Origin of the sequence: Chryseobacterium sp. 2VB (assembly GCF_005503635.1) — a bacterium.
GTDB classification, from domain to species: domain Bacteria; phylum Bacteroidota; class Bacteroidia; order Flavobacteriales; family Weeksellaceae; genus Chryseobacterium; species Chryseobacterium cupriresistens.
Map to the genome: position 1 here is coordinate 25,159 of NZ_SCNC01000014.1, position 21,201 is coordinate 46,359.

The following is a 21,201-nucleotide window of genomic DNA, read 5'->3' on the forward strand; positions in this document are numbered from 1 at the left end:
TTATGCTTTTACGCTTTTGTACTTTTTTGTAAAGTAAACAATAAATCCAATTGCTACGATACCAAGTACATATACATACATATCAATTGGTGAGGCGGGCGATCCTGTACCATTTCCTCCGGTACCACCTCCAATTGGGATTGCTGGTTGTGGTGGAGCGGCATTTGCTAATGATACAGCAAACAGGAAAAACGCCAGGACTAGTTTATTAATAGTTCTCATATGTGCTTATTTTAAGATTTTAGTGTTAACAGTTTCTCCTTTATCAGAAACGATTTTTACAATGTAAGAGTTTTTAACTGAGCCATCAAGCTCGATTACAAAATCTCGGGATGTTTCAACCGCTTTTTTAGAGATTACCAGTTTACCGCTCATATCATAAACTTGAATGTCCGCTTTTTTCCATTTTGGATCAAATCTAACAATGTAATTTGTAACTGATGGATCGTAAACAACAAGTGTTCTGGAAACACTAGGAGCTGTTTTATCAACAGCCAAAGTAATATTACTTGGCTCACCATAATACAGGTTAGCTTCTTCATTTGTTACCGCTACAACATCTCCTTGTTTCACCTGTACTAAATTTCCATTTTCCGCTTTATAGTAGAAACCAATTCCTGAAGATAGCTGGTGTGTTCCAGCAGGAATAAGTTCTGCATTTTCTCTGATCTCGAACTTATAAGATTTAACCTGATCAAGTTTATAGTTAACTAACTTAACATTTTTACCTTGGAAGTTACTCTCATTAGCTTCGTTAATATATAACCAATAATTAGTATAATTGTTATCATATCCACCATTCAGTGCTTCTTCGTAAGTACCAATGATTCTGGCACCTGCTGAAGCCTGAACTGTTGTTGCTGTAGAAACCTGGTGTCCTGTTGTGAAAGATGGAGAAACAGCATAGTATGTTCTGGCAATCTCCTTACCATTAGCATCAAGACCAATTACCCCAAGTTGTTTCACTGTACTGTTTGTACCCTTACCAGCCATTCTGGCTGCATTTACACCGTTAGGAGTACCTGCTGCTCTTGCTGTTGATTTGAATCTTCTCAGTGTATTAAAATCTAAAGTCTGAGCTGTATTGTCTCTTAACTTTATTTTAAATGACTGCATAGGTTTCATTACTACATTATCAACATCTCCAACAGCTGGAGCAACCCCATCACCTGTAGTAACAAAAGTAACAATTTTAGAACCTGTAGCATACGTAGAACCACCAGAAAGTGTAACAACTGTACCCGGGTCATACTCAACACCCCAGATATTTTTTACAGCATTTCCGTCTGATCCGGTAACACTTTCAGTATATCCGATATTAGATAAATCTAAATTGGTAAAGAAGGGATTACCAAATTGATAGATATTTTGACCAAATGTTACTGTCCAATTATTCCCATTAGTACTTTCAAATATATCATCAAGATAAGTGTTGTACTTTTCGTTATAAGAATTCACAGCGTTACCACCAGCTCCGAATACAACATTGGAAGCTCCCACATTAGACTTTCCGGCATTCTGCAATGTTACAGTTCCAGCTAACGGAGCATATGGCTTTCCGTTAATATTGAATACTGTTCCGGTTGCAGGTGCGCTTGGGTTCCAATCATTATTGGTCACTTTCAGCATATAATATCCCGGACCATCAGTAGTTGTAGTTGCTAAATTTGTAAAATGTGCAGAAACTGCATTAGCGTTGTCCCACTTAAGAATCGGATTGCTGTATCTACCCGTATTGAAAGTCTTACCAACTTCAGTAGATAATGAGCTTAAAGCTTTACCATAGAAAGGCAAAGCAACTTGTTGGAAATAATTACCACTACCATTACTTGTAGTTCTGTACTCTTTGGTTACAATACCAGTAATGTTGGACTGGGATAGCCCATCGATGTACAGCTGGCCATACGTGGAAGTAGCAAAAGAAGCAGGGGTATTCAGTCTTAAGATGATATTTCCGCCGTCAGTTTTATCACCTGTTCCGGCAGCATTAATTGTCTTAAAAGCATCTGTACCAGATCCTACAACCATAATATTTCCATGCACGTCCAAAAGGCCATTACCCTTTGTTTGTACACCTCCACCGCTATAAACTAGGGTGCCTTCGCTCACATACATATTAGCATTAGTGTCAACATGACATAGTATCTGCGCCTGAACAGAATAACTAATTGCTAAAAGACCTATAGCAAATAAACTTTTTCTCATTGTATAAATTATTTGTGTGTTAATACAATCTTCACCCGCAAAGGTATTATTATTTTTCTTAAAAAAAAAATTTTTTATCTATTAATCAAAACATTATCTTCAGTTAGGATAATTTCTTTCTCCTCTCCTATTGAAAACATGTAGTCTTCTAGAACTTTTTCGGTGGTTCCTCTAAGACCTCTTGCACCTAGTCCTTTTTCAATAGTTTCCTCTACGATTTTTTCAATGGCTCCGTCTGTAATAACCAAATTTGTGCCATCCATTTTGAAAAGTTCCACAAATTGATTCACAATAGAGTTTTTAGGTTCCTTCATGATTCTTACCAGGGTCTCTTTGGTGAGTTTATCAAGGTAAGTGATAATTGGAAATCTTCCTAAAAGTTCGGGAATTAATCCGAAAGTACGAAGATCAATTGCATTAATATTTGTTAATATATATTCGTCTTCGTCAGTTTTATTGATTTTTTCAGAGCTGAACCCGATGGCCTGCTTGTTCATTCTTCTTTCGATGATTTCTTTGATTCCGTCAAAAGCCCCTCCTGCAATAAATAAGATATTCTGAGTATTAACCTGGATGTATTTCTGATCCGGGTGCTTTCTTCCTCCCTGCGGCGGAACATTCACAATACTTCCTTCCAGCAGTTTCAGCAATCCCTGCTGTACTCCTTCTCCGGAAACGTCTCTTGTAATACTTGGGTTGTCTGATTTTCTGGCAATTTTATCAATCTCATCAATGAAAACGATTCCTTTTTCAGCTTTTTCCACATCATAATCTGCCACCATAAGAAGTCTTGAAAGGATACTTTCAACATCTTCTCCTACATATCCGGCTTCTGTTAAAATAGTAGCATCTACGATACAGAAAGGAACATTAAGCTCTCTGGCAATCGTTTTCGCCAAAAGGGTTTTACCTGTTCCGGTTTCCCCTATCATGATAATATTTGATTTTTCAAGCTCCACCTCCCTGTTTTCGTCCTGGGCGTGAAGTAATCTTTTATAATGATTATATACAGCGATTGAAAGCTGTTTTTTTGCCTGATCCTGTCCAATTACATACTGATCAAGAAATTCTTTGATCTCTTTTGGTTTTTTAAGCTCATCCATGCTGTCTGCAGGTGAATATCCTGTTTTGGATGCACCATCTTTTACGATCGCATGTGCCTGCTCTATACAATTTTCACAAATAAAACCATTCTGCCCGGAAATCAGCATCTGTACTTCATTTCTTTTTCTGCCGCAGAAAGAACATTGGTTTGAGTTCATATGATATAATATATGTATATGTTAAAGAAAATCGTAAAAAATTACTTTTTTACGATTTTCTGGTTGTTAAGAATTAATAATTGAGTATTGAATCTCTGTATATTCTTCGTTCGTTAATTTTAATCTTTCATTTCTGAAATTCATGTCTTCCATCTTATTTAAAGGAATCAGATGGATGTGTGCATGAGGAACTTCAAGTCCCACCACTGCTACTCCTACTCTCACACATGGAACTGCAGTTTTGATCTTCTTGGCTACCTCTTGGGCAAATCCCCAAAGGTTTTTGTATTCTTCACTTTCAAGATCAAAAATCAGATCCACTTCTTTTTTAGGTACAACTAAAGTATGTCCTTTCACCAAAGGCATTGCGTCTAAGAATGCAATAAAGTTTTCATTTTCTGCAATCTTATAAGAGGGAATTTCGCCATTAATGATTTTCGTGAATATAGTGCTCATTTTATCAGAAGTTTGGGTTAGATATTTAGAAGTTTAGAAATAGAAAGGGATATCAGACTATAAAGAAATGTCTAATACTTCGAAAGACAGTTTGTTTCCGTTGGGTAAAGTAATTTCAGCAGTTTCACCAATAGCTTTTCCTAACAGGCCTTTTGCGATAGGTGTATTCACAGAAATCTTCCCTGTCTTCAGGTCGCTTTCATTATCCGGTACCAATGTAAATACCTGCTCCTGCTTGGTAGCATTATTTTTAAGTTTCACTGTTGTTAAGATTGAAACTTTTGAAGTATCTAATTGGCTTTCGTCTATAATTTTAGAAGTAGAAATAACATCTTTCAGCTTGGAAATTCTCATTTCAAGCATCCCCTGAGCCTCTTTAGCCGCATCATATTCTGCATTTTCCGATAAATCTCCTTTATCTCTTGCTTCTGCGATCTGCTGAGTAATTTTTGGTCTCTCCACAGTTTCCAACTGTTCCAGCTCAGCTTTCATTTTCTCTAGGCCCTCCTTAGTTACATAGCTTGCCATAATTTTCAAAATTTAGTTTTAGTATAAAAAAATAATCCGACATTTGCCGGACAATGTTTTCGTGTTGTAATCGTTTAATTTTTACAAATATATAAAAATTTAAATTGAAATGAAAAAAACTTTTTCAATCTTATCCATTTTCAGTTTATTGATTTTCAGTAATTTAACTATAAACTCATGTGGAAGCAGAGAAGATACCGTCAACTGCTTTCCCAATGTTCCTATCAATGTATCACTTAATTTAAACCTGCCTGCTTACTACGTTTTGAACAATATCAACGGCTGGATTTATGTGAACGAGCAACAGTCAGGAACCAGAGGGTTGATTATTGTCCGGACAGCCAACGGATTTAAAGTCTATGACAGAAATGCTCCGCATATATGTCCTGGTAACAATACAACTCTTGAAGTAAAAGATAATATTGCCATTATATGTCCTGAGGATAATACCAGATGGATTTTAAGTACCGGGCAGCCGGAATCAGGTGCAAAAACATCTCTGCCGCCTAAAACTTATCCTTACAGTTATGATGCAGCAAGTAAAACCTTAAATGTTTATTATTAAAATTATAAGATGAAGATCGTTATACAAAGAGTCTCCGAAGCCAGCGTACAAGTAGACGGAAAAGTTGTGGGTGAAATCGGGAAAGGACTGATGCTGCTGACAGGTATAGATGAAAATGATGAAAAAGCTGATGCAGACTGGCTTGTACAGAAGCTTTTAAATCTTAGAATCTTTGGAGATGAAAATGACAAACTCAATCTGTCTGTGAAGGATATTTCAGGAGAAATTCTTTGCATCAGTCAGTTTACATTAATTGCAGATTATAAAAAAGGTAACAGACCTTCTTTCATAAAGGCAGCAAAACCGGATAAAGCTATACCGCTTTTTGATTATTTTAAAGAAGAAATAGCCAAATCGGGATTAAAAACAGAAAGCGGAATCTTTGGCGCAGATATGAAAGTTTCCCTGGTCAATGACGGACCGGTTACCATTGTGATGGATTCTATCACCAAAAACTAAGCAGAGAAAAACAAATGTGTAAAATACACTCGGTACGCTTCAATTTATGAAGCGTATTTTTTTGATGAGTACGTATAAAATATGCGCTCTTAACCCTCACTGGTTTTGAAAACCTGTCACGTTTATTTTCGTAAGTAAAGAAATCCTTTACACAAAAGAAAAGAATGAAAATTTTAAAATTAAATTCACAAAAATGTGATTTGTTTTTATTTTATTGTTATTTTTGATGTAAATCAAAACTGATTCACAACCATTTAACAAAATTATATGAAAACAAAAATCAATCTTTTCGCATTGTTTGCGTTCTGTTCTACATTGTCTTTCGGACAGGACAGCCAGCCCAAAATGGCTAACGATCACAATTCAATTATTTACGTCTGCTTTTCAAAAGGCATCAATTCTGAAAAAACGGCTTTCAGCAGAAATGCTGACCTCGAAAGATTTTCAAGAGAAAACCACATTTCATTTAAGTATGATCTGGATTTTACGGACAGCAAACTCGATGAGATGGCCAGAAGCAGCAAAGCCATTGGTAATTCCGGGGAGTCTGTGGAAAAGCTGAAAAGAATTTATAAGGCTGACATTCCCCTTCAAAATAAAGAAGCTTCAGAAAAAATCATCCATACTCTGGAGAGGTTTCCTGAAATAGAATATGTTTCTGTAATGAGTGCCGAACCTATCGAACCACCTTTGGTAAATGCTTTTGTAGCAACTCCTGATCTGGAAAGCCTGCAAACCTACCTGAATGACAATCCGGGAATCAACGCCAAATATGCATGGTCCAGAGGAATCACAGGACAGAATATCCGTGTGCGGGATGTAGAATATGGTTTCTATAAAACTCACGAGATGCTGTCTAATCAAAACTCCATACAACTGGAACCGGGATATTCTCCGAATGCCGGACTGGCCAATAATAATTACCGAGATCACGGAACGGCAGTAGTAAGTATTTTAGGTTCTGTAAAAGATAATATTGGTCTTACGGGAGCAGCCTACAATACTTCTGAAATAAAAGGATATATGGAATGGACGACAGTAGGTTATAACAGAGCTTCTGCCGTGAGCAGATCCATCAACGCTTCTCAGGCGGGCGATATTATTTTATATGAAATGCAGACTGGCGGAAAAGACGGGCAATATTGTCCTGCAGAATATGATAAAGTAATCTGGGATCTTACAAAAGCTGCTACTGATTCAGGAATCATTATTATCGCAGCGGCAGGTAACGGGAATCAGAACCTGGATGACCCTTTTTATGCTACGTATCTTGCGAGAGGAAACAGCGGAGCTATCATTGTAGGAGCAGGATCTCCCAATACTACCCATTCAAAATTAAGTTTCAGTACTTATGGAAACAGAGTGGATGTACAGGGCTGGGGAAGCAGTGTGATGGCAGCAGGTTATGGGTCTTATGCGAAATATGACAATGATAACAACAGAACCTATAATTATTTCAGCGGCACCAGTTCTGCTACGCCGGTGGTATCTTCTGCGGCTATTTTGATCCAGTCTTACTATCGTCAGACTACAGGTCAGAACTTAACCCCTTCAGCGATGAAAAACCTTTTAATTTCAACGGGGATTCCTCAGGGAGGAACTGTGACCGGCCAAAAGATCGGACCTCTTCCCAATGTGAAGAATGCGATTCTTCAGCTGGAAAGTAAATTGGCAACACCTGTTACAGCTTTACCGGCATTGGAAGTTAAGATCTATCCTAACCCGTCCAGCAGCTCTATTGCTATTCAAAGCAAGGAAAATAAAAGACTGGATGTAGAGATTATTAATCTTCAGGGTCGTACGGTTATCAAAAATTCAGTTTTAACAAATGAAAAAATTGACATTTCACAATTGCCTACAGGTCAGTATATTATTAATATTAATGAAGGACAGAGAAGGGTTGTTGAGAAATTAACAAAACTCTAAAATAAGATTTTATATACATTTTACTTCACATTAAACCCTCTTACAGAATACTGCAAGAGGGTTTTTAGATAGTATTTTTTTTGCACTTATTGCGCAGGAACACTGCTGAAATTCAGCGCTACTTTGATGTTCATATCTGAAGAGGTCTGATTTTTCAGCTCGTACACTGTTCTTACTGTTAAACCAGAACTTTTTACAATTTCATCCAAAAATCCGGTATCATTAAGATCAAGATTTAAGCTGGAAGAATTGGTGGAAATATTGGAACGCGAAGCGATGAGTCTTTCTCCTGTTCCGTTGGATGAAACGTATATTTTTACAGTTTTGAAAGCACTCAGATTTCCTCCTGAAGGAGAAGCTACAGAGATTTTCGCATCTGAAATTCTTACGTCTTTAATTTTTGCATTGTTATTTCCTCCGAACCAGGTCTGTACATTGGTAGCTGTTGCAGTGGAAGAAACTTCTTTATCTGCAGGAACTCCCGTAGACACCAAAACATTCGTTGTGTATGGAAATGTATTCTGAACCAGCGACTGTACGGTTCCGCAACTTACGAGTACAGCTGAAGCGGCCATTGCTGTTAGAACTATATTTTTCATAATTTTAAAATTTTAAACTTAAAGGTTAGTTTGCAGAAATTATACCAAATTGATTGAATTTTATTCCACCGTTACCGTAAAACTTCCTTTTGTATTTCCGGAAGCCATGTTACTTTTCCCGATAATCAGCCATACTTCACCTTTTCCGGGAGTATCATAGGTGATTTCTCTTCCGAAAGGCCCATCATAATTTCCGTTTGGAAGTCTGATCTGATTGAACCGGATATTGAAGTCCTTTTCTTTGGTAGAAATTTTTGCTTTGATGTTCGGGCGGTCGTAGTGGGTCAGTTTTAAAATAAAATCCTGATCATCTTTTGTAAATTCTTCTCCAATGGTAAAAGGCAGCTGATTAGCATCCGCCGTTCTTATGATCTGTCCGTCTTTTTCATTTCTCATCACCCCTTTTCGCAGAACTTCCTTAGTGGCCGGAGCATTGTTAATAATGGAGTCTTTCTTTCTTAATGCTGCAGAATCTGTTTTTACCACAGAATCCGGCATTTCTGTTACCACTGTAGAATCCTTCTCCGGAACGTTTGTCACAGCAGTATCTTTTTTACAGGCAACAATAATCAAAGGAATTAACAATAAGCTTTTTTTCATAATAATTATTTTAAGAATGGATCAACATTGATTATGCTGAGCTCATTTAAATGCTAAAACTGTTCCAATCCGTTTAATGATTTGTCTCCCGGCTTCAATTCTTTTTCTTCATTGATGCCAGCGCATTTAAATGTAAAGTACATGAAGTTGAGCATAATTCCCATCAAAAGAGTAACACCCCATGTTTTGGTATATTCCATCGGATAAATAAATCTCACTACAATATCAGAGAACAGGCCGAAAGGATTATTAAGTACGTCCCAGCTGTTCCATCTCAGAAAACGGCCAAGATAAACTCCAAAGCTGCTCATGAAAAGAAAAAATACGATAATTCCATTGATACTATTTTTTTTCCCATAATCAGAAAGTCGTTTTTCAATATCATTAAGGCTAATAAATCCGCAGATCAGGCCGGTCCATGCATAAGAAAGAATCACAATGAGATCATACCAGACCGGGATTGAATTTCTTGCTCTGAGATGAAAAAGATCTGTCAGGATGTAGGGAGAATTGGGAAAGAACAAAATCCAGATTATAATAATAAAGACCAGCGAGATTTTACTTCTGATATTAAAAGCAAGAACAAAAGAACTTAATAATAAAGGAATCCACGCCAAAAAGAGGTTCCAGTTGAGAAACAAAAACACTTTTGTATCACTGATATAGTATCTGAAAGCAGAAAGACTGAAACAGAATATGGTCATCATTATCAACAATACATTAATTTTAAATCTTGATGGTTCTACAAAGTTTTTCGTGATCTTTTATTTTATAGTCTGATAATATAAAATCTTTGAAAGAAAGTTTTTGGATGTTTTGTTTTTCACCTTATCCTGCAAGATCTTTTTAAGTTTCTGATCATTTTTCTCATCCGCATATTTCAGAAGTGCTTTTTCACTGAAATTGATGGAAGTTACATGATAGTTGACCGCAAAATCCTTTCGTTTCATATTCTGAGAAGTAATAAAACCACCCCAGTTGAAGTAACTGCACACAAGGACAGTTGCATAAAAATACCAGATCATTGTATTAACAAGGAAAATATTTCTTTTTTGCTTTTGAATTTTAATAAAAGTCAACGCCAGACCAACTAATGATAACAGCAGGAAAGCAAAAACACCCAGCCTTTTATAGGTAAATCCATAATTAATAATATACTCATAGTTTTTAAGAGCTGCGGAAACAACAAGAACAGCATTGAGGAAAATCCATATTTTGGCTAATACTTTCAGTGAACCTGCTTTCGGATCAAAATTAAATCCTGATTTAAAGTAGAACATGATCACAAGAATTGCCATGACAATAGACATAATAACAGCGTTTACTCTCTCATGGGTTTCTTCTGAAAGCTGAACAGGTGTTTTTACAACTTCATAAAACTGTTCATAATTATAGGTAATAATAAAGAATACCAATAAAACATTCAGCAAGACAAAAGAAATGATTCCGCTTATTCTTTCTGCATCAAGATCAAGAAAAGAATAAGTAGCCTTGGGAATCCGGGATTCTTTGCGGAACTCGTTATCCAGAACATGATTGTTTTTATAGATTAACTTTTCCACCGCATAATTCCAGTAATTAAAGGCAATAAAGAATCCCAGCACAGAGAGACAGAATACCTGCCATAGATTAATATCCAGCTCATAATCTGTGAAAAGGGCTGCAAAATGGTCGCTTCCTGCAGAATATATTCCAAAGAAAACGGAAACAAACACCAGCGGAATCAAAAAGAAAGCCAATGTCTTTTGCCAAAATCCTGAAAAATTTTTCTTAGGCAGCCATTCATCAAAGCTAAAAAAACGACAGAAGGAAGTACAGCTATTCACGATAAAAACCGGAATTAAAAAGAGAATCTTCAGCCTTCTGTTCTTTGATTTATATCCCAGCAAAAGCAACGAGCTCACTACTGCAATAAAGGATGTAAAATCTCCAAACCAGGCAAATGCAATGCTGGAAAGAATACTTGTCGCAAAAAGACCATATAGTATTCCTGTTTTATTTTTTGCAGGTGTCCTGAAAAGTGTTAATAATGCGTAGACAATTCCAAGAATTCCAAGATTAAGCCCCAACTCCTGATCATAAAAGACGATGACAAAGAGAATGGCTGTAAGAAATATATAATGATATGTTTTCATGAGGTTAATTATTTAAAAGATTGAAAGAATTGAAAGATTTAATTTACAGAGATAGAGATTAGCAAAAATTAAAGAATAGGGTGAGGTATAAAAAAGTAACAGGGATATTGAGCAGCAATAGAAGGACAGAGTTTCCGTTCCTTTTCTTTTCTGAAATATCACTCAGGAATTCCATCAATTCATATAAAGTGATTAACAGATTCACTACTACCGCGATCACCACATAGTAAAATCCGAGTATCACGAGAAATTCAGCTTTTGTAATCCAAAATAAAAGCAGCAAAGAGGTACCCAGCAAAAATGAGATTAAAAATGTCTTCTCCCCTAGTGGACTGAATTTTATTTTTTCCATTATTTTTAATTTTAATGAAGAACTATCGTTTCTTTCTGTTGAATAAAATCTTTCACATGCTCATAATTCTGCCATAGCAGCTCTTCAAAATCCCAGTGATGAAAGGTTCTCATATTTTGTCCCTTTTTATACGCTTTGATATAAATTTTCGCATACTCAGGCAGTATAATTGTTCCCAATACGATTGCGGCCAGCAGATGTGCATTGAGTTTACCGTTTCCAAGGAGCAGATACTGCATGGCAATTTCATCTTCGAAGTTGGTTCCACAACCTGTAATCAGATGGTGTACATCATGATTTTCCATTTTGGGGATCATCGAAAAACCGTGTTTTCTATAAAATTCTCCCAGTTTTCGTCCTAAAGAATCTTCCTTAAACTCCAGCAGTTGTTTTTCATTGAACTGCCACTGCCTTTTTTTCTTTTTGAAATATTTTCTGTATAGTTTTTGAGTTTTATCATACACAAAAAGCAGAAACTGAACACGTATTTTTTTCATAGTGAATTAATTAAAAATAACAAGATTGCATCCTATTATGGTATAAAGTATAGCTATGGGTATATTGATCAGAATTAACCCCGCCGACTGTAAACAGGCTTTACTTGCAGACCGGTCTGCAGCAGCATATATCAACAAAACTGATAGGACAATAATATTGAATATAGTTCCATAAGTAATCAGTAGAAATCCTGAGTCTGCAAACCAATATTCTTTTGTTAGAATGTACCCGAAAAGACAGGTATTTCCGGCTAAAAAGAATAATCCGAATATGAATCTTCCGAAGTATATAATTTTTTGATCTTTCATTATTTCAAGGTTTAATAAATAAAAAAGGTTGATCAGCTTCCAGCAAACGGACTTCCGAAGATTCCTACGGCTAATTCGACCCAAATAAGTACCAGAGCTAGTAATATAAAAATGCAGACCAGCATTCTCTGATTTTGCTTTTTGATTTTATTTCTAACTATATTGATGAGAAAAGCGGTTGTAAAAAGCAAAGCTCCTGCAATAAGAAAATCTGCTCCTGACCAGTTCACTTCCTTAGAAAATAGATTTCCAACCAAGGGAATACAGAGTATAGCCAATGGAAGGGCATAAATGGCGATTGTTTTTTGTTTCTGTGTCATCATTTTATTTAATTTAAATATATAAAGTACTTTGTAATTCAAAGTTAATTTTCAAAAAAATATAGGACTATCGCCCCAATAATTTTTCAAGTGCATCTAAATGCTCATTAAACGCCTGCCTTCCGCTCTGTGTAACACGATAAGACGTTTTAGGTTTCTTCCCGACAAATTCCTTCTTTACTTCGATATAGCCTGCTTTTTCCAGCGCATTGCTATGGCTGGCAAGATTTCCGTCTGTAATTTCGAGCAGGCTTTTCATTTCAGAAAAATCAACCCAGTCGTTAACCATAAGAACGGACATAATACCCAGTCTTACACGGCTTTCGAATTCTTTATTGAGCTGATTTATTTTGATCATTTTACTTTATCTTATTTATTCTGAAACACTGCTAAAATGCAATATGTTTGATTATTATTCCGATTTTCACTACTCAATAGCAAAATCAAACCTCATTCATTATTTATACTTCTTGTGCATGATCAATCCATACACAATATGCAGAACACCGAAACCAATGGCCCAAAACAGTAATCCCCATCCTAAAAAGAACAAAGAAACAAGTCCTAAAATAATCTCAAGATATCCTAAATACTTTACGTCCGTTAATGTATATCGTTCTGCGGCTACCAGAGCCAATCCATAAAAAATAAGAGTAGCCGGAGCAATGAAAACAAAAAGATGATGATAAAGCAGAGCGAGACAAAAGACACCACCTGCTGCCAAAGGCACTGCAAAGGTAACCAAAAGTCTCTTTGTTGTAGCATCCCAGATCTTCAAACCTTTCTTTTTACTTTTATGAGCTGTAAAAAGATAACCGCTGAGGATTGCAATTACCAGAATAACAATCCCAATCATCACAAGTTCTTTCACCATGGCAGGCCCAAGAATGTTTCTGTCTCCATCAAAATAACTGATTCCTTCCCTCTGAAAAACGCAGTACACATATACAGCACCGATAATAGCCGTTAAGCCCGCAACAACTCCGGATAAACCACTTAGCGAAATAAATCTGGAGGACCGCTCCATCATAGAACGGATATGCGATAAGTCTTCGTGATAGTTTTTTGAATCCATAAAAAGAACTTTGAATTACAAAGTTATGATTTATTTTCAATTTTCCAAGTTTTTTTTAAAATTCTGGAAATAATTCTCATCACGATTTATTTATTGTTTTATAAGCAGCGGAAAAGCTAAAACCTGTATCCTGACATATAATAATGCACAAAAAATCCGTAAAAACAAAAATTTCTACGGATAGCTTTTGGATTAAAATCCTTTATTTTTATACCTTATTTAGCCCTTAACCTTTCTTTAATAGATTCAATATTTTTCTTTGCAGAAGCTTCAAGAATAAGACTGGCACTCATGTGAATTCTTGCCGGCATCAATTCATTGAAATGATCTGTTCCTTCCCATGAAACTTTTTTAATTAATGCCAAAGCATCACTGCTTCTGGATGCTAAAGTCTGCAAAAATTTCTCCAGCTTTTCATCCATTTCTTCAATAGTATCTGAAACCGAATGATAAATATTATGCTGCTCAGCCCATTCAGCAGATCTGAAGTCTGCATCAATGGCCATTGCGGAGAATTGTGACTTACCTATTTTTCTTTCAACATAAGGGCCGATTACAAAAGGGCCAATTCCAAGATTGATTTCTGTAAGTGCAAGAGCCGAGTCTTTAGTAGCAAAACAATAATCTGCCCCGCAGGCAATTCCTACTCCGCCGCCGGTAGTTTTTCCCTGTACTCTTACCACAACAATTTTCCCACAGTTTCTCATTGCATTTAAAACTTTGGCAAAACCTCCGAAAAATTGTGTTGAAGCTTCAAGTTCCTCAATGGCTAAGAGCTCGTCAAAACTTGCTCCTGCACAGAAAGCCTTCTCACCTGCACTTTTCACTAAAATAGCTTTCACTTCTTCTTTTGCCCCCTCTTCAAGGATAGTTTCTGCCAGTTTTTCCAAAATTGCTCCTGGAAGAGAATTACTTTTAGGTGTTCCGAAACTGATTTCGGCAATATTATTTTTAATTTCTGATGCTACAAATTCGCTCATTTTTATTTTTATTGGATTCTTACAAAAATACGAAATACAGCTCGTTCAGAGAAACTTAAAGTATAAATTTTCTTTTCCGAACCCGCAAAATTCAAGACATTATTACGTAGAAATACGGAGTTTTTAATTTGGTATTTTCTACTCTAGTACCTGCCTTTTATTAATTGTTCCTTTGAACTAAGAATTAATAACCAAAAGGCGGAATCTGAAAAGCCTGTAAAAAGAGTAAGAAATCTAAAAAACTAAAAACATATTATCATGGACGAGTACATTGGAATCGTAAAATTATTTGCAGGAAATTTCGCACCTAGAGGCTGGATGTTTTGTGATGGAAGCTTAATAAGCATCTCAAGAAATTCTGCTTTATTTTCTATTTTAGGAACAACTTACGGTGGAGACGGTATCACTACTTTTGCCCTGCCTAACTTAAAAGGACGTATGGCTTTGGGAGCAGGGAATGTAAACTCCGGCGAAAGTTATCCTTTGGGAATCGTATCCGGTACAACACAAAATACTCTTTTATCATCGAACCTCCCAAGTATAGGGGCCGGATTTCAGCTTAAAGTAGCGAATAAGAATGCTAATTCATCTACTCCTACAGCTACCTCAACAATTGCCATTTCAGGAACGCAAGTGGGAAGAGATTTCAATGCAGTACCGAGTTTCGTGAATGATGCCAACCCTGATACAACTATCAATCCGTTAAGTATTTCTTATACAGGGCAAGGCTTACCGTTGAATAATATGCCTCCTTACCTAGGCTTAAATTATATCATTTGTGTTGAAGGTATTTATCCGCCAAGGGATTAATATCCACACCATAACCTAACATTTAAAACCAAATATCATGAAAAGCACTACTTTTTTAGCAATCTGTAGTCTGCTCATTTCAATTTTTTCATTCGGGCAGACCAGTACAGAACAATTTGAAACGGAATCGCACGGAAGTACCAGCTTCACCGATAATGGAGTCATCTTTAATATCATTTCACATGTAAGTGTTTTTGATATTCAGGGGAATTTCCCGGGAACCGGCTGGAGTGGAACAGCAAATGATAACAGGTACATCGACAATTCGAATAACTCACAATCCCCGCCGACATTCAGCATCAAAACCACATCTAATTTGTTTAAAGTAAACAGATTCTGGATGTTTCTTTCTGCATTGAACCTGGATCTTAATGTAGCAGGAACACTTACTGTAACCGGAAAACTAAGCGGTGTAACAAAATTCACGCAAACAAAAACTACCGGATTTGCAACCAGCTTAGGCAGCACAAATGGATACACCTTAATTGATCTTACCAACTTAAATGGTCAGAATTATTCAAACATTGTGATTGATGAGCTACAAATCACTGCGAACGGAGCTTTCCGATATGTAGGTTTGGATGCTTTCACCTGGGTAAAAGACAGCAATCTTGTACTGGGGACTTCGGAAACTAAAAGCATTAAAAAAGACCTGACTGTTTATCCTAATCCAACCAACGGACCTCTTTCTATTACAACAGAAAAAGCAAGTGAAGCTAAGATCTACAACCTGGATGGTAAATTGCTGAAAACTATTCAAACTCAAAAAGGAAATAATGAGGTTAATATTTCAGAGATTCCAAAAGGGGTTTATATTATTAAAACAGCAACAGAATCTACCAAAGTCATTAAAAACTAATATCAGGAAATTTTATAAGTTCCATATCCCACAAAGATTCTAATTCATGAATGACAAATCCCTTTTAACGAAGGGATTTTGTCATTTTTTCAGAGCTAAAATATATTTGTCTATATAAAGCTGTTTTTCTTTTGATTTGTACTGCTGGATATATCTTGGATGCTCCAGAACGGTCATCGTCTCAAAGAGTTGGGTTTCTTTGTTTAATTTTGAAATGAATTCGGCATTCTTTTTACCCAGAACAAAAACTTCTGAGGTATCCAGATTAAGGCTGATATGCTTCTTCAAAGATTCGATCATAAAGTCTTTGACTGAATTGAAGAGTTTTTTATCATCATAATAGTTAGCATTGAGCCAGCCATTTTTTGTTTTTCTTACAATAGCCAGCGGAAATGGAGAATTGATATAAATATCTTTATAGAAAAGATCAGTACCACCATAGTCTTCAATCATATCATACATGAAAACGGAAGAAACTTCATGGGTACGGGCAGATTTCATTTTGATTCCGCAGACATTTTCCAGTCTTTTTGTATCGGTAAACGGAACTCCGGTTACTCCCGCACCATGGCGGCTGGGATTGATTCCGATGATGAATTTCCTCTTAGCTGAATCATCGTAGAATTTATGATAAAACTCTTCCATCACCTTCAACGTCTCAGGATTATCCAGATAAGGATTCAGGACTTGAAAATCATCAGGAAGATTTCCTGTGTAACTAAGGTTTTTGTTGAAATCTATCACATGATCCGCAAAAGTTCTATCCATGAAATCATTTTTATTGTAAAGTAACAAAATTATCCTGTTGCTCAAACCTTTTATCATCATCCTGTCAAGGTTTAAAGTCTTGACCGATAAATATTTTAAAGAAACTTTTCGCATCCGTTTTTTATTATATTCGTTTTCAATAAGATAACACTTATTCAATTAAAACTTCTAACCTATGATTGGAATCATTATTGAGCTTATCATTTCGTGGCTTCTCCTGAGGTTCATCGCAAAAAAGGACCTTTCTGTTTTAGGATTTAAACCCAGCCAGGCAAGATTGATTAACCTGAGCATAGGTTTTCTTTTGGCAGCTGTAGTATGCAGCGTTTATCAAATCTTGACAACATCCTTTATCAATAACAGCTGGATACTGAATAAGCCAATATCATTTTCTGCAGCATTGATGAGCTTATGGTGGATTGTAAAGTCTGTTTTGTTTGAAGAATTACTTTTCAGAGGGGCTTTGCTATATCTTGCTATTGAAAAATGGGGAACAACAAAAGCCTGCATTTTATCTGCTGTCTGCTTCGGAGTCTACCACTGGTTTTCTTATAGTGCATTCGGAAATCCTTTTCAGATGGTAATTATTTTTGTAATGACCTCTATTTTTGGGTGGATGCTCGCAGTGTCCTTTGCTAAGACAAAATCTTTGTACCTTCCTATAGGTCTTCATCTGGGCTGGAATTTGTTTAATATTCTGATATTCTCGAACGGACCGCTTGGCAAGCAGCTCCTTATAAAAGCTAATGCAAATCATCTGGAAGGAATTCCCTCACTGCTTGTTTTTTTGTTTCAGATATTCGCGTTACCCATTTTAATGTACGGATATTTTAAGTTTAAGAAAAAATATAAAAAAAACTGCCAATCACGAATAGTAGCAGCTTTGTGTATTGTTTTAAGTTAAAAAAATCTAAGAATCCGCACATATATAACATGCTCTGGCAATATTAGGCCATCTTCCGGGAAGACAACATGTTCCGGGAGGACAAGGGTTAAGAGTACAAGACCAGTTTGGCCCGGCTCCTTTAAGAGATCTCAACTCATGTCTTGAAAGTTTTTTTAAGTTTTTCATAGTGGTTTGTTTTGATGTTCTCTCCTACTCTGTATGCTTTTCGGATTTCGCCTATTAAAGTTAGTAATTTTTAAATAAAAACAAAACAACCAACTGAAATAAAACACATTACAATCAACCAACATCCTTGTCAAGGTTTTAAACCTTGACAAGGATGAGCTGGACTTTTAAACTAAAATTCGCCATCAAAATCAATCACTTTTTGATGTGACAATATAAAATTTTCTCTATCGTCAAATAATGCAAGAACCTCATCCCTTTTTAATAATGTTTTTGACTTATTCAAAATAGATTGATAAGAAGAGAAAGCATATTCTGGAAATCGAAGAGCCAAATGATTTTGTGGATTTTGATGGATATAAATCATTGTATTAATTAAATATTTATTCGATGTAATCAGCTTTCTTTTAAATGGAGATTCAATAAGAGCGCCATGTCTTTTATTTTCTTTATTAAAAGCCTGGGAATAGGAATTGAAAATCCGAGCGAACTGTTTTGAGAAAATATTATGAGGAGAATGAAGACCTCCTTTTATAACCTTGTCAAAATTCTGTTCTTTAACAAAACTACTCAATTCAAAATCAGACTTGATCTTAACCAAAATATGAAAATGATTAGACATAAGACAATAGGCATACACATCACATACAGGAGTAAGAAATTCTCTCACTTTATTGAGAAAGTACAAATAATTCCGATCTGATTTAAATATAACTTCACCATTAATACCCCGATTATAAATGTGGTAAAAACAATTTGCTTCAATTGGAGCTGTTCTAATATCTGCCATTTTCATTTTGTGTTTTTGAACTTTGAAAATATAAAATAATATTACCCTTGTCAAGGTTTCAAACCTTGGCAGGAGTTATTAAAAAGTCCCTTTCAGTTTAAACCGGAAGGGACTCTAAATTTATATTTTATTTTGAATTAAATCAATCCAAACTGCTGGAAGTGGTGTGTAAAATGCTTTTTGTGCATCAGTTCCCACATTTCTTTATTCAGTTTTCCGAAAACGTAATTCATGTGCTCTGCCTGCGGGTTTTCCTTATAGTAGATCACAAATTTCTTCAGGTTATCCATGAATGACAGTTTTGCTGCTTCCAGATTTTTATGTTTGGGTTCCGGAAGTGAACCGTCCTGCGGAAGGAATGGAGCTGTAAATTCTTTTGGCATTGCTCTGTGGTTGTAAAGAGAATCCTGCCATTTTTCAAGATTTTCTTCTGGAGTAAAGCATTTTTCTGCTTCGGGCTCTCCAAAGCTTACCAATACTGCCTGTTCAAGATGTTCTAACATCTGCTGAGGAGACATTTTTCCCCAAAGTGCAGGTGTACTTTCTGTTAATCCATTCAGTATTTTCTGAATATTTTTCAAATTCAGATCAATGAAAGGAGATTGTTTTGCTACCAGTGTTAAAATTGTTGCCACGCAAACTACCTCATCTCTTTGGTTTACAACTTCAACCAGCCATTTTACAACACCTGAAGGAATATTTCTTCCTTTTACTCCTCTGTTGATTTTTTCTTTTGCTGTTAAATAAACCGTGATGGTGTCTCCGGCGTATACAGGCTTGAAGAAGCTGCAGTCTTCCAATCCGTAATTAGCAATTACAGGTCCTTTTTTACCTGAAACAAATAGTCCTGCTGCTGCTGAAAGGATAAAATATCCGTGAGCAACAGTCTTATCGAAAATAGTACCTGTTAAACTTGTTGCATCTGTATGGGCATAGAAATGGTCCCATGAAACATTGGAAAAATTAACGATATCGGCATCAGTAACAGTTCTTCCTGCTGTTTCCAGAGAGTCTCCTACTTCCACTTCCTCAAAATATTTCTGGAAAGGATGTTTGTCTGAGAATTTTTTCTCAGCTCCCTGCTGATAAATCTTAGTTATTGCTTTCAGAACATCCGGTGAACCCTGAATAGCTGTTTTCTGTAAGAAGAAATGAAGACCGCTTAAACCGCCCATTTCTTCACCGCCTCCCGCTCTACCAGGACCTCCGTGCATCAGTGTCGGAAGTGGAGAACCATGACCTGTGCTTTCTTTGGCGTTATCTCTGTTCAATACAAAGATTCTTCCATGCTGAGAGGCCATTTTCCATGAAGTTTCGGCGATAAAGTTTTCGTCATGGGAAACGATAGATCCTACCAGACTTCCTTTTCCTCTTTTGGCCAGTGCAGCAGCTTCTTCAGCATCTTTGTACGGCATTAATGTGGATACCGGCCCGAAAGCTTCTACATCGTGAGAGATATTTTTTTCGAAAGGCTTGTCGTTCAGGAATAGTTTCGGACTCATAAATGCACCGTTTTCGTAGTTGGCATCTACCAGTTCATGTTTTCCGTCATAGACAAGTTCTGTTTCTGATTTTAATAGATTTACTTTTCTTAAAACTTCATCATACTGCTGCCTTCCCACCAAAGATCCCATTTTGGTTTCTCTGCTTAGTGGGTTACCGATTTTAGTCTGATCTAAAGCTTTAGACAAAGCATTCTGAACATCACCGATTAAATGCTCAGGAACGATGATTCTTCTGATTGCAGTACATTTCTGTCCTGCTTTTGTCGTCATTTCGTTACGAACTTCTTTGATGAACAGATCGAATTCAGGTGTTCCCGGTTTTGCTTCCAATCCAAGAATTGAACAGTTCAGGGAATCTGCTTCCATATTGAAACGAACCGCATTTCCTGCAATAGACGGAAGTGATTTTAATTTTCTTCCTGTAGTTGCTGAACCTGTAAACAATACAGAATCTCCATCCTGAACAAAATCTAAAATATTTCCAGGTTCTCCGCACACTAACTGAATAGCTCCTTCAGGTAATACTCCACTTTCAATCATATCCTGGAACACTGCATTGGTAAGGTAAGATCCAAAAGGAGATGGTTTTACAATAGAAGGAACTCCAGCCAATAAGGAAGTGGATAATTTTTCCAACATACCCCACACCGGAAAGTTATAAGCATTGATCTGTACTGAGACTCCTTCACTTGGCGTTAAGATATGTGTTCCCAGGAATGTTCCGTTAGCAGAAATCTTCTGAGTGTCACCATCTACCCAAAATGAAGTGTTAGGAAGCATTCTTTTTGCCAATCCGGAATAAGTAAAGAAAGTTCCGAACCCTCCTTCAATATCTACCCAGGAATCTATGTGGGTAGCTCCCGTCTTGTATGATAAGTCGTAGTATTTTTTCTTTCTTTCCAGTAAGTAAAGTGCTACTTTTTTCAACATTTCTCCACGATCGTAGAAAGTCATTGAAGAAAGGTTTTTATATCCTACGGTTCTTCCGTAGTCAAGAGCCTGTTCAAAATTAAGCCCTTCTGTATCGGAAACAGCTACCTGTTCTCCTGTAACGGCGTTGTACAAGGGGATTCCGTTTCCGGTACCTTCTACCCATTGTCCGCAGATATAGTTTTTTAACTTTTCCATA

The 21,201-nt window shown here is 36.4% G+C and carries 26 protein-coding genes; 6 read left to right on the top strand and 20 right to left on the bottom strand.

The annotated features are described in order from the left end of the window. The 5 genes from FFS26_RS13825 to greA all read right to left on the bottom strand — a co-directional run bounded on the left by FFS26_RS13825 (position 1) and on the right by greA (position 4,451). The gene (locus tag FFS26_RS13825; protein ID WP_137905290.1) at positions 1-222 is read right to left on the bottom strand and encodes a signal peptidase; all 222 of its coding nucleotides are present in this window, start codon (positions 220-222) and stop codon (positions 1-3) included. 6 nt (positions 223-228) lie between these two features. Beyond that, positions 229-2,205 carry a T9SS type A sorting domain-containing protein gene (locus FFS26_RS13830; RefSeq protein WP_137905291.1) on the bottom strand — a complete coding sequence of 659 codons (1,977 nt, stop codon included), beginning with the start codon at positions 2,203-2,205 and terminating at the stop codon, positions 229-231. A gap of 74 nt (positions 2,206-2,279) precedes the next feature. Further along, positions 2,280-3,467 (bottom strand): ATP-dependent Clp protease ATP-binding subunit ClpX, encoded by a 1,188-nt coding sequence (gene clpX / locus FFS26_RS13835; RefSeq protein ID WP_137905292.1) that lies wholly within the window; start codon positions 3,465-3,467, stop codon positions 2,280-2,282. A gap of 66 nt (positions 3,468-3,533) precedes the next feature. Next, the gene (locus FFS26_RS13840) at positions 3,534-3,923 is read right to left on the bottom strand and encodes an HIT family protein (protein WP_137905293.1); all 390 of its coding nucleotides are present in this window, start codon (positions 3,921-3,923) and stop codon (positions 3,534-3,536) included. A gap of 57 nt (positions 3,924-3,980) precedes the next feature. Beyond that, positions 3,981-4,451 (bottom strand): transcription elongation factor GreA, encoded by a 471-nt coding sequence (gene greA, locus FFS26_RS13845; RefSeq protein WP_002981731.1) that lies wholly within the window; start codon positions 4,449-4,451, stop codon positions 3,981-3,983. A gap of 109 nt (positions 4,452-4,560) precedes the next feature. Here greA and FFS26_RS13850 point away from each other — a divergent pair, with 109 nt between their 5' ends. From FFS26_RS13850 to FFS26_RS13860, 3 genes are all read left to right on the top strand, one after another. Continuing rightward, the gene (locus FFS26_RS13850) at positions 4,561-5,016 is read left to right on the top strand and encodes a hypothetical protein (protein WP_137905294.1); all 456 of its coding nucleotides are present in this window, start codon (positions 4,561-4,563) and stop codon (positions 5,014-5,016) included. Between the two features lie 9 nt (positions 5,017-5,025). Beyond that, positions 5,026-5,475, top strand: a complete 450-nt coding sequence (gene dtd / locus FFS26_RS13855) for a D-aminoacyl-tRNA deacylase (RefSeq protein ID WP_137905295.1) — start codon at positions 5,026-5,028, stop codon at positions 5,473-5,475. 267 nt (positions 5,476-5,742) lie between these two features. Continuing rightward, positions 5,743-7,401, top strand: a complete 1,659-nt coding sequence (locus FFS26_RS13860) for a S8/S53 family peptidase (RefSeq protein WP_137905296.1) — start codon at positions 5,743-5,745, stop codon at positions 7,399-7,401. A gap of 86 nt (positions 7,402-7,487) precedes the next feature. Here the strand turns inward: FFS26_RS13860 and FFS26_RS13865 are convergent, their stop codons facing one another. The 11 genes from FFS26_RS13865 to FFS26_RS13915 form a co-directional block, all read right to left on the bottom strand. Beyond that, the gene (locus FFS26_RS13865; RefSeq protein ID WP_137905297.1) at positions 7,488-8,000 is read right to left on the bottom strand and encodes a hypothetical protein; all 513 of its coding nucleotides are present in this window, start codon (positions 7,998-8,000) and stop codon (positions 7,488-7,490) included. 60 nt (positions 8,001-8,060) lie between these two features. Then, positions 8,061-8,600 (bottom strand): hypothetical protein, encoded by a 540-nt coding sequence (locus tag FFS26_RS13870; RefSeq protein ID WP_137905298.1) that lies wholly within the window; start codon positions 8,598-8,600, stop codon positions 8,061-8,063. A 53-nt stretch (positions 8,601-8,653) separates the two neighbouring features. After that, positions 8,654-9,307 (bottom strand): DUF1361 domain-containing protein, encoded by a 654-nt coding sequence (locus FFS26_RS13875; RefSeq protein ID WP_137905299.1) that lies wholly within the window; start codon positions 9,305-9,307, stop codon positions 8,654-8,656. Positions 9,308-9,364: 57 nt separating this feature from the next. After that, entirely contained in the window at positions 9,365-10,735 is a 1,371-nt protein-coding gene (locus tag FFS26_RS13880) for a DUF4153 domain-containing protein (RefSeq protein ID WP_137905300.1), read from the bottom strand. Between the two features lie 58 nt (positions 10,736-10,793). Then, a complete protein-coding gene (locus FFS26_RS13885; RefSeq protein WP_137905301.1) occupies positions 10,794-11,087 on the bottom strand; it encodes a hypothetical protein in 294 nt (97 codons plus the stop codon). Positions 11,088-11,098: 11 nt separating this feature from the next. Then, complete coding sequence (locus FFS26_RS13890) at positions 11,099-11,584, bottom strand: Coq4 family protein (RefSeq protein WP_137905302.1); 486 nt, start codon at positions 11,582-11,584, stop codon at positions 11,099-11,101. Positions 11,585-11,590: 6 nt separating this feature from the next. Next, complete coding sequence (locus FFS26_RS13895; RefSeq protein WP_110010689.1) at positions 11,591-11,893, bottom strand: hypothetical protein; 303 nt, start codon at positions 11,891-11,893, stop codon at positions 11,591-11,593. A 32-nt stretch (positions 11,894-11,925) separates the two neighbouring features. Continuing rightward, a complete protein-coding gene (locus tag FFS26_RS13900) occupies positions 11,926-12,216 on the bottom strand; it encodes a hypothetical protein (RefSeq protein ID WP_110010725.1) in 291 nt (96 codons plus the stop codon). A 64-nt stretch (positions 12,217-12,280) separates the two neighbouring features. Then, entirely contained in the window at positions 12,281-12,571 is a 291-nt protein-coding gene (locus FFS26_RS13905; protein ID WP_110010688.1) for a winged helix-turn-helix domain-containing protein, read from the bottom strand. Positions 12,572-12,670: 99 nt separating this feature from the next. Further along, a complete protein-coding gene (locus FFS26_RS13910) occupies positions 12,671-13,288 on the bottom strand; it encodes a hypothetical protein (protein WP_137905303.1) in 618 nt (205 codons plus the stop codon). A 215-nt stretch (positions 13,289-13,503) separates the two neighbouring features. Next, positions 13,504-14,268 (bottom strand): enoyl-CoA hydratase/isomerase family protein, encoded by a 765-nt coding sequence (locus FFS26_RS13915; RefSeq protein ID WP_137905304.1) that lies wholly within the window; start codon positions 14,266-14,268, stop codon positions 13,504-13,506. Between the two features lie 258 nt (positions 14,269-14,526). Here FFS26_RS13915 and FFS26_RS13920 point away from each other — a divergent pair, with 258 nt between their 5' ends. Together FFS26_RS13920 and FFS26_RS13925 are read left to right on the top strand one after the other, a co-directional pair. Beyond that, positions 14,527-15,078, top strand: coding sequence for a phage tail protein (locus FFS26_RS13920; RefSeq protein WP_110010685.1), 552 nt, complete (start codon positions 14,527-14,529; stop codon positions 15,076-15,078). 37 nt (positions 15,079-15,115) lie between these two features. Then, a complete protein-coding gene (locus tag FFS26_RS13925) occupies positions 15,116-15,937 on the top strand; it encodes a T9SS type A sorting domain-containing protein (RefSeq protein ID WP_110010684.1) in 822 nt (273 codons plus the stop codon). 81 nt (positions 15,938-16,018) lie between these two features. Here the strand turns inward: FFS26_RS13925 and FFS26_RS13930 are convergent, their stop codons facing one another. Further along, a complete protein-coding gene (locus FFS26_RS13930; protein WP_137905305.1) occupies positions 16,019-16,705 on the bottom strand; it encodes an SMUG2 DNA glycosylase family protein in 687 nt (228 codons plus the stop codon). A gap of 175 nt (positions 16,706-16,880) precedes the next feature. Between FFS26_RS13930 and FFS26_RS13935 the strand changes: the two genes are divergently transcribed. Further along, the gene (locus FFS26_RS13935; protein ID WP_137905306.1) at positions 16,881-17,609 is read left to right on the top strand and encodes a CPBP family intramembrane glutamic endopeptidase; all 729 of its coding nucleotides are present in this window, start codon (positions 16,881-16,883) and stop codon (positions 17,607-17,609) included. A gap of 6 nt (positions 17,610-17,615) precedes the next feature. Here the strand turns inward: FFS26_RS13935 and FFS26_RS22535 are convergent, their stop codons facing one another. The 3 genes from FFS26_RS22535 to paaZ form a co-directional block, all read right to left on the bottom strand. Continuing rightward, positions 17,616-17,777, bottom strand: a complete 162-nt coding sequence (locus FFS26_RS22535; protein ID WP_171006316.1) for a bacteriocin-like protein — start codon at positions 17,775-17,777, stop codon at positions 17,616-17,618. A 172-nt stretch (positions 17,778-17,949) separates the two neighbouring features. Next, on the bottom strand, positions 17,950-18,573 hold the full coding sequence (locus tag FFS26_RS13940; protein WP_228406533.1) for a transposase: 624 nt from the start codon (positions 18,571-18,573) through the stop codon (positions 17,950-17,952). Positions 18,574-18,704: 131 nt separating this feature from the next. Further along, positions 18,705-21,200: a phenylacetic acid degradation bifunctional protein PaaZ gene (gene paaZ, locus FFS26_RS13945; RefSeq protein ID WP_110010682.1), complete on the bottom strand. Its 2,496-nt coding sequence runs from the start codon at positions 21,198-21,200 to the stop codon at positions 18,705-18,707. Position 21,201: the final 1 nt, after the last annotated feature.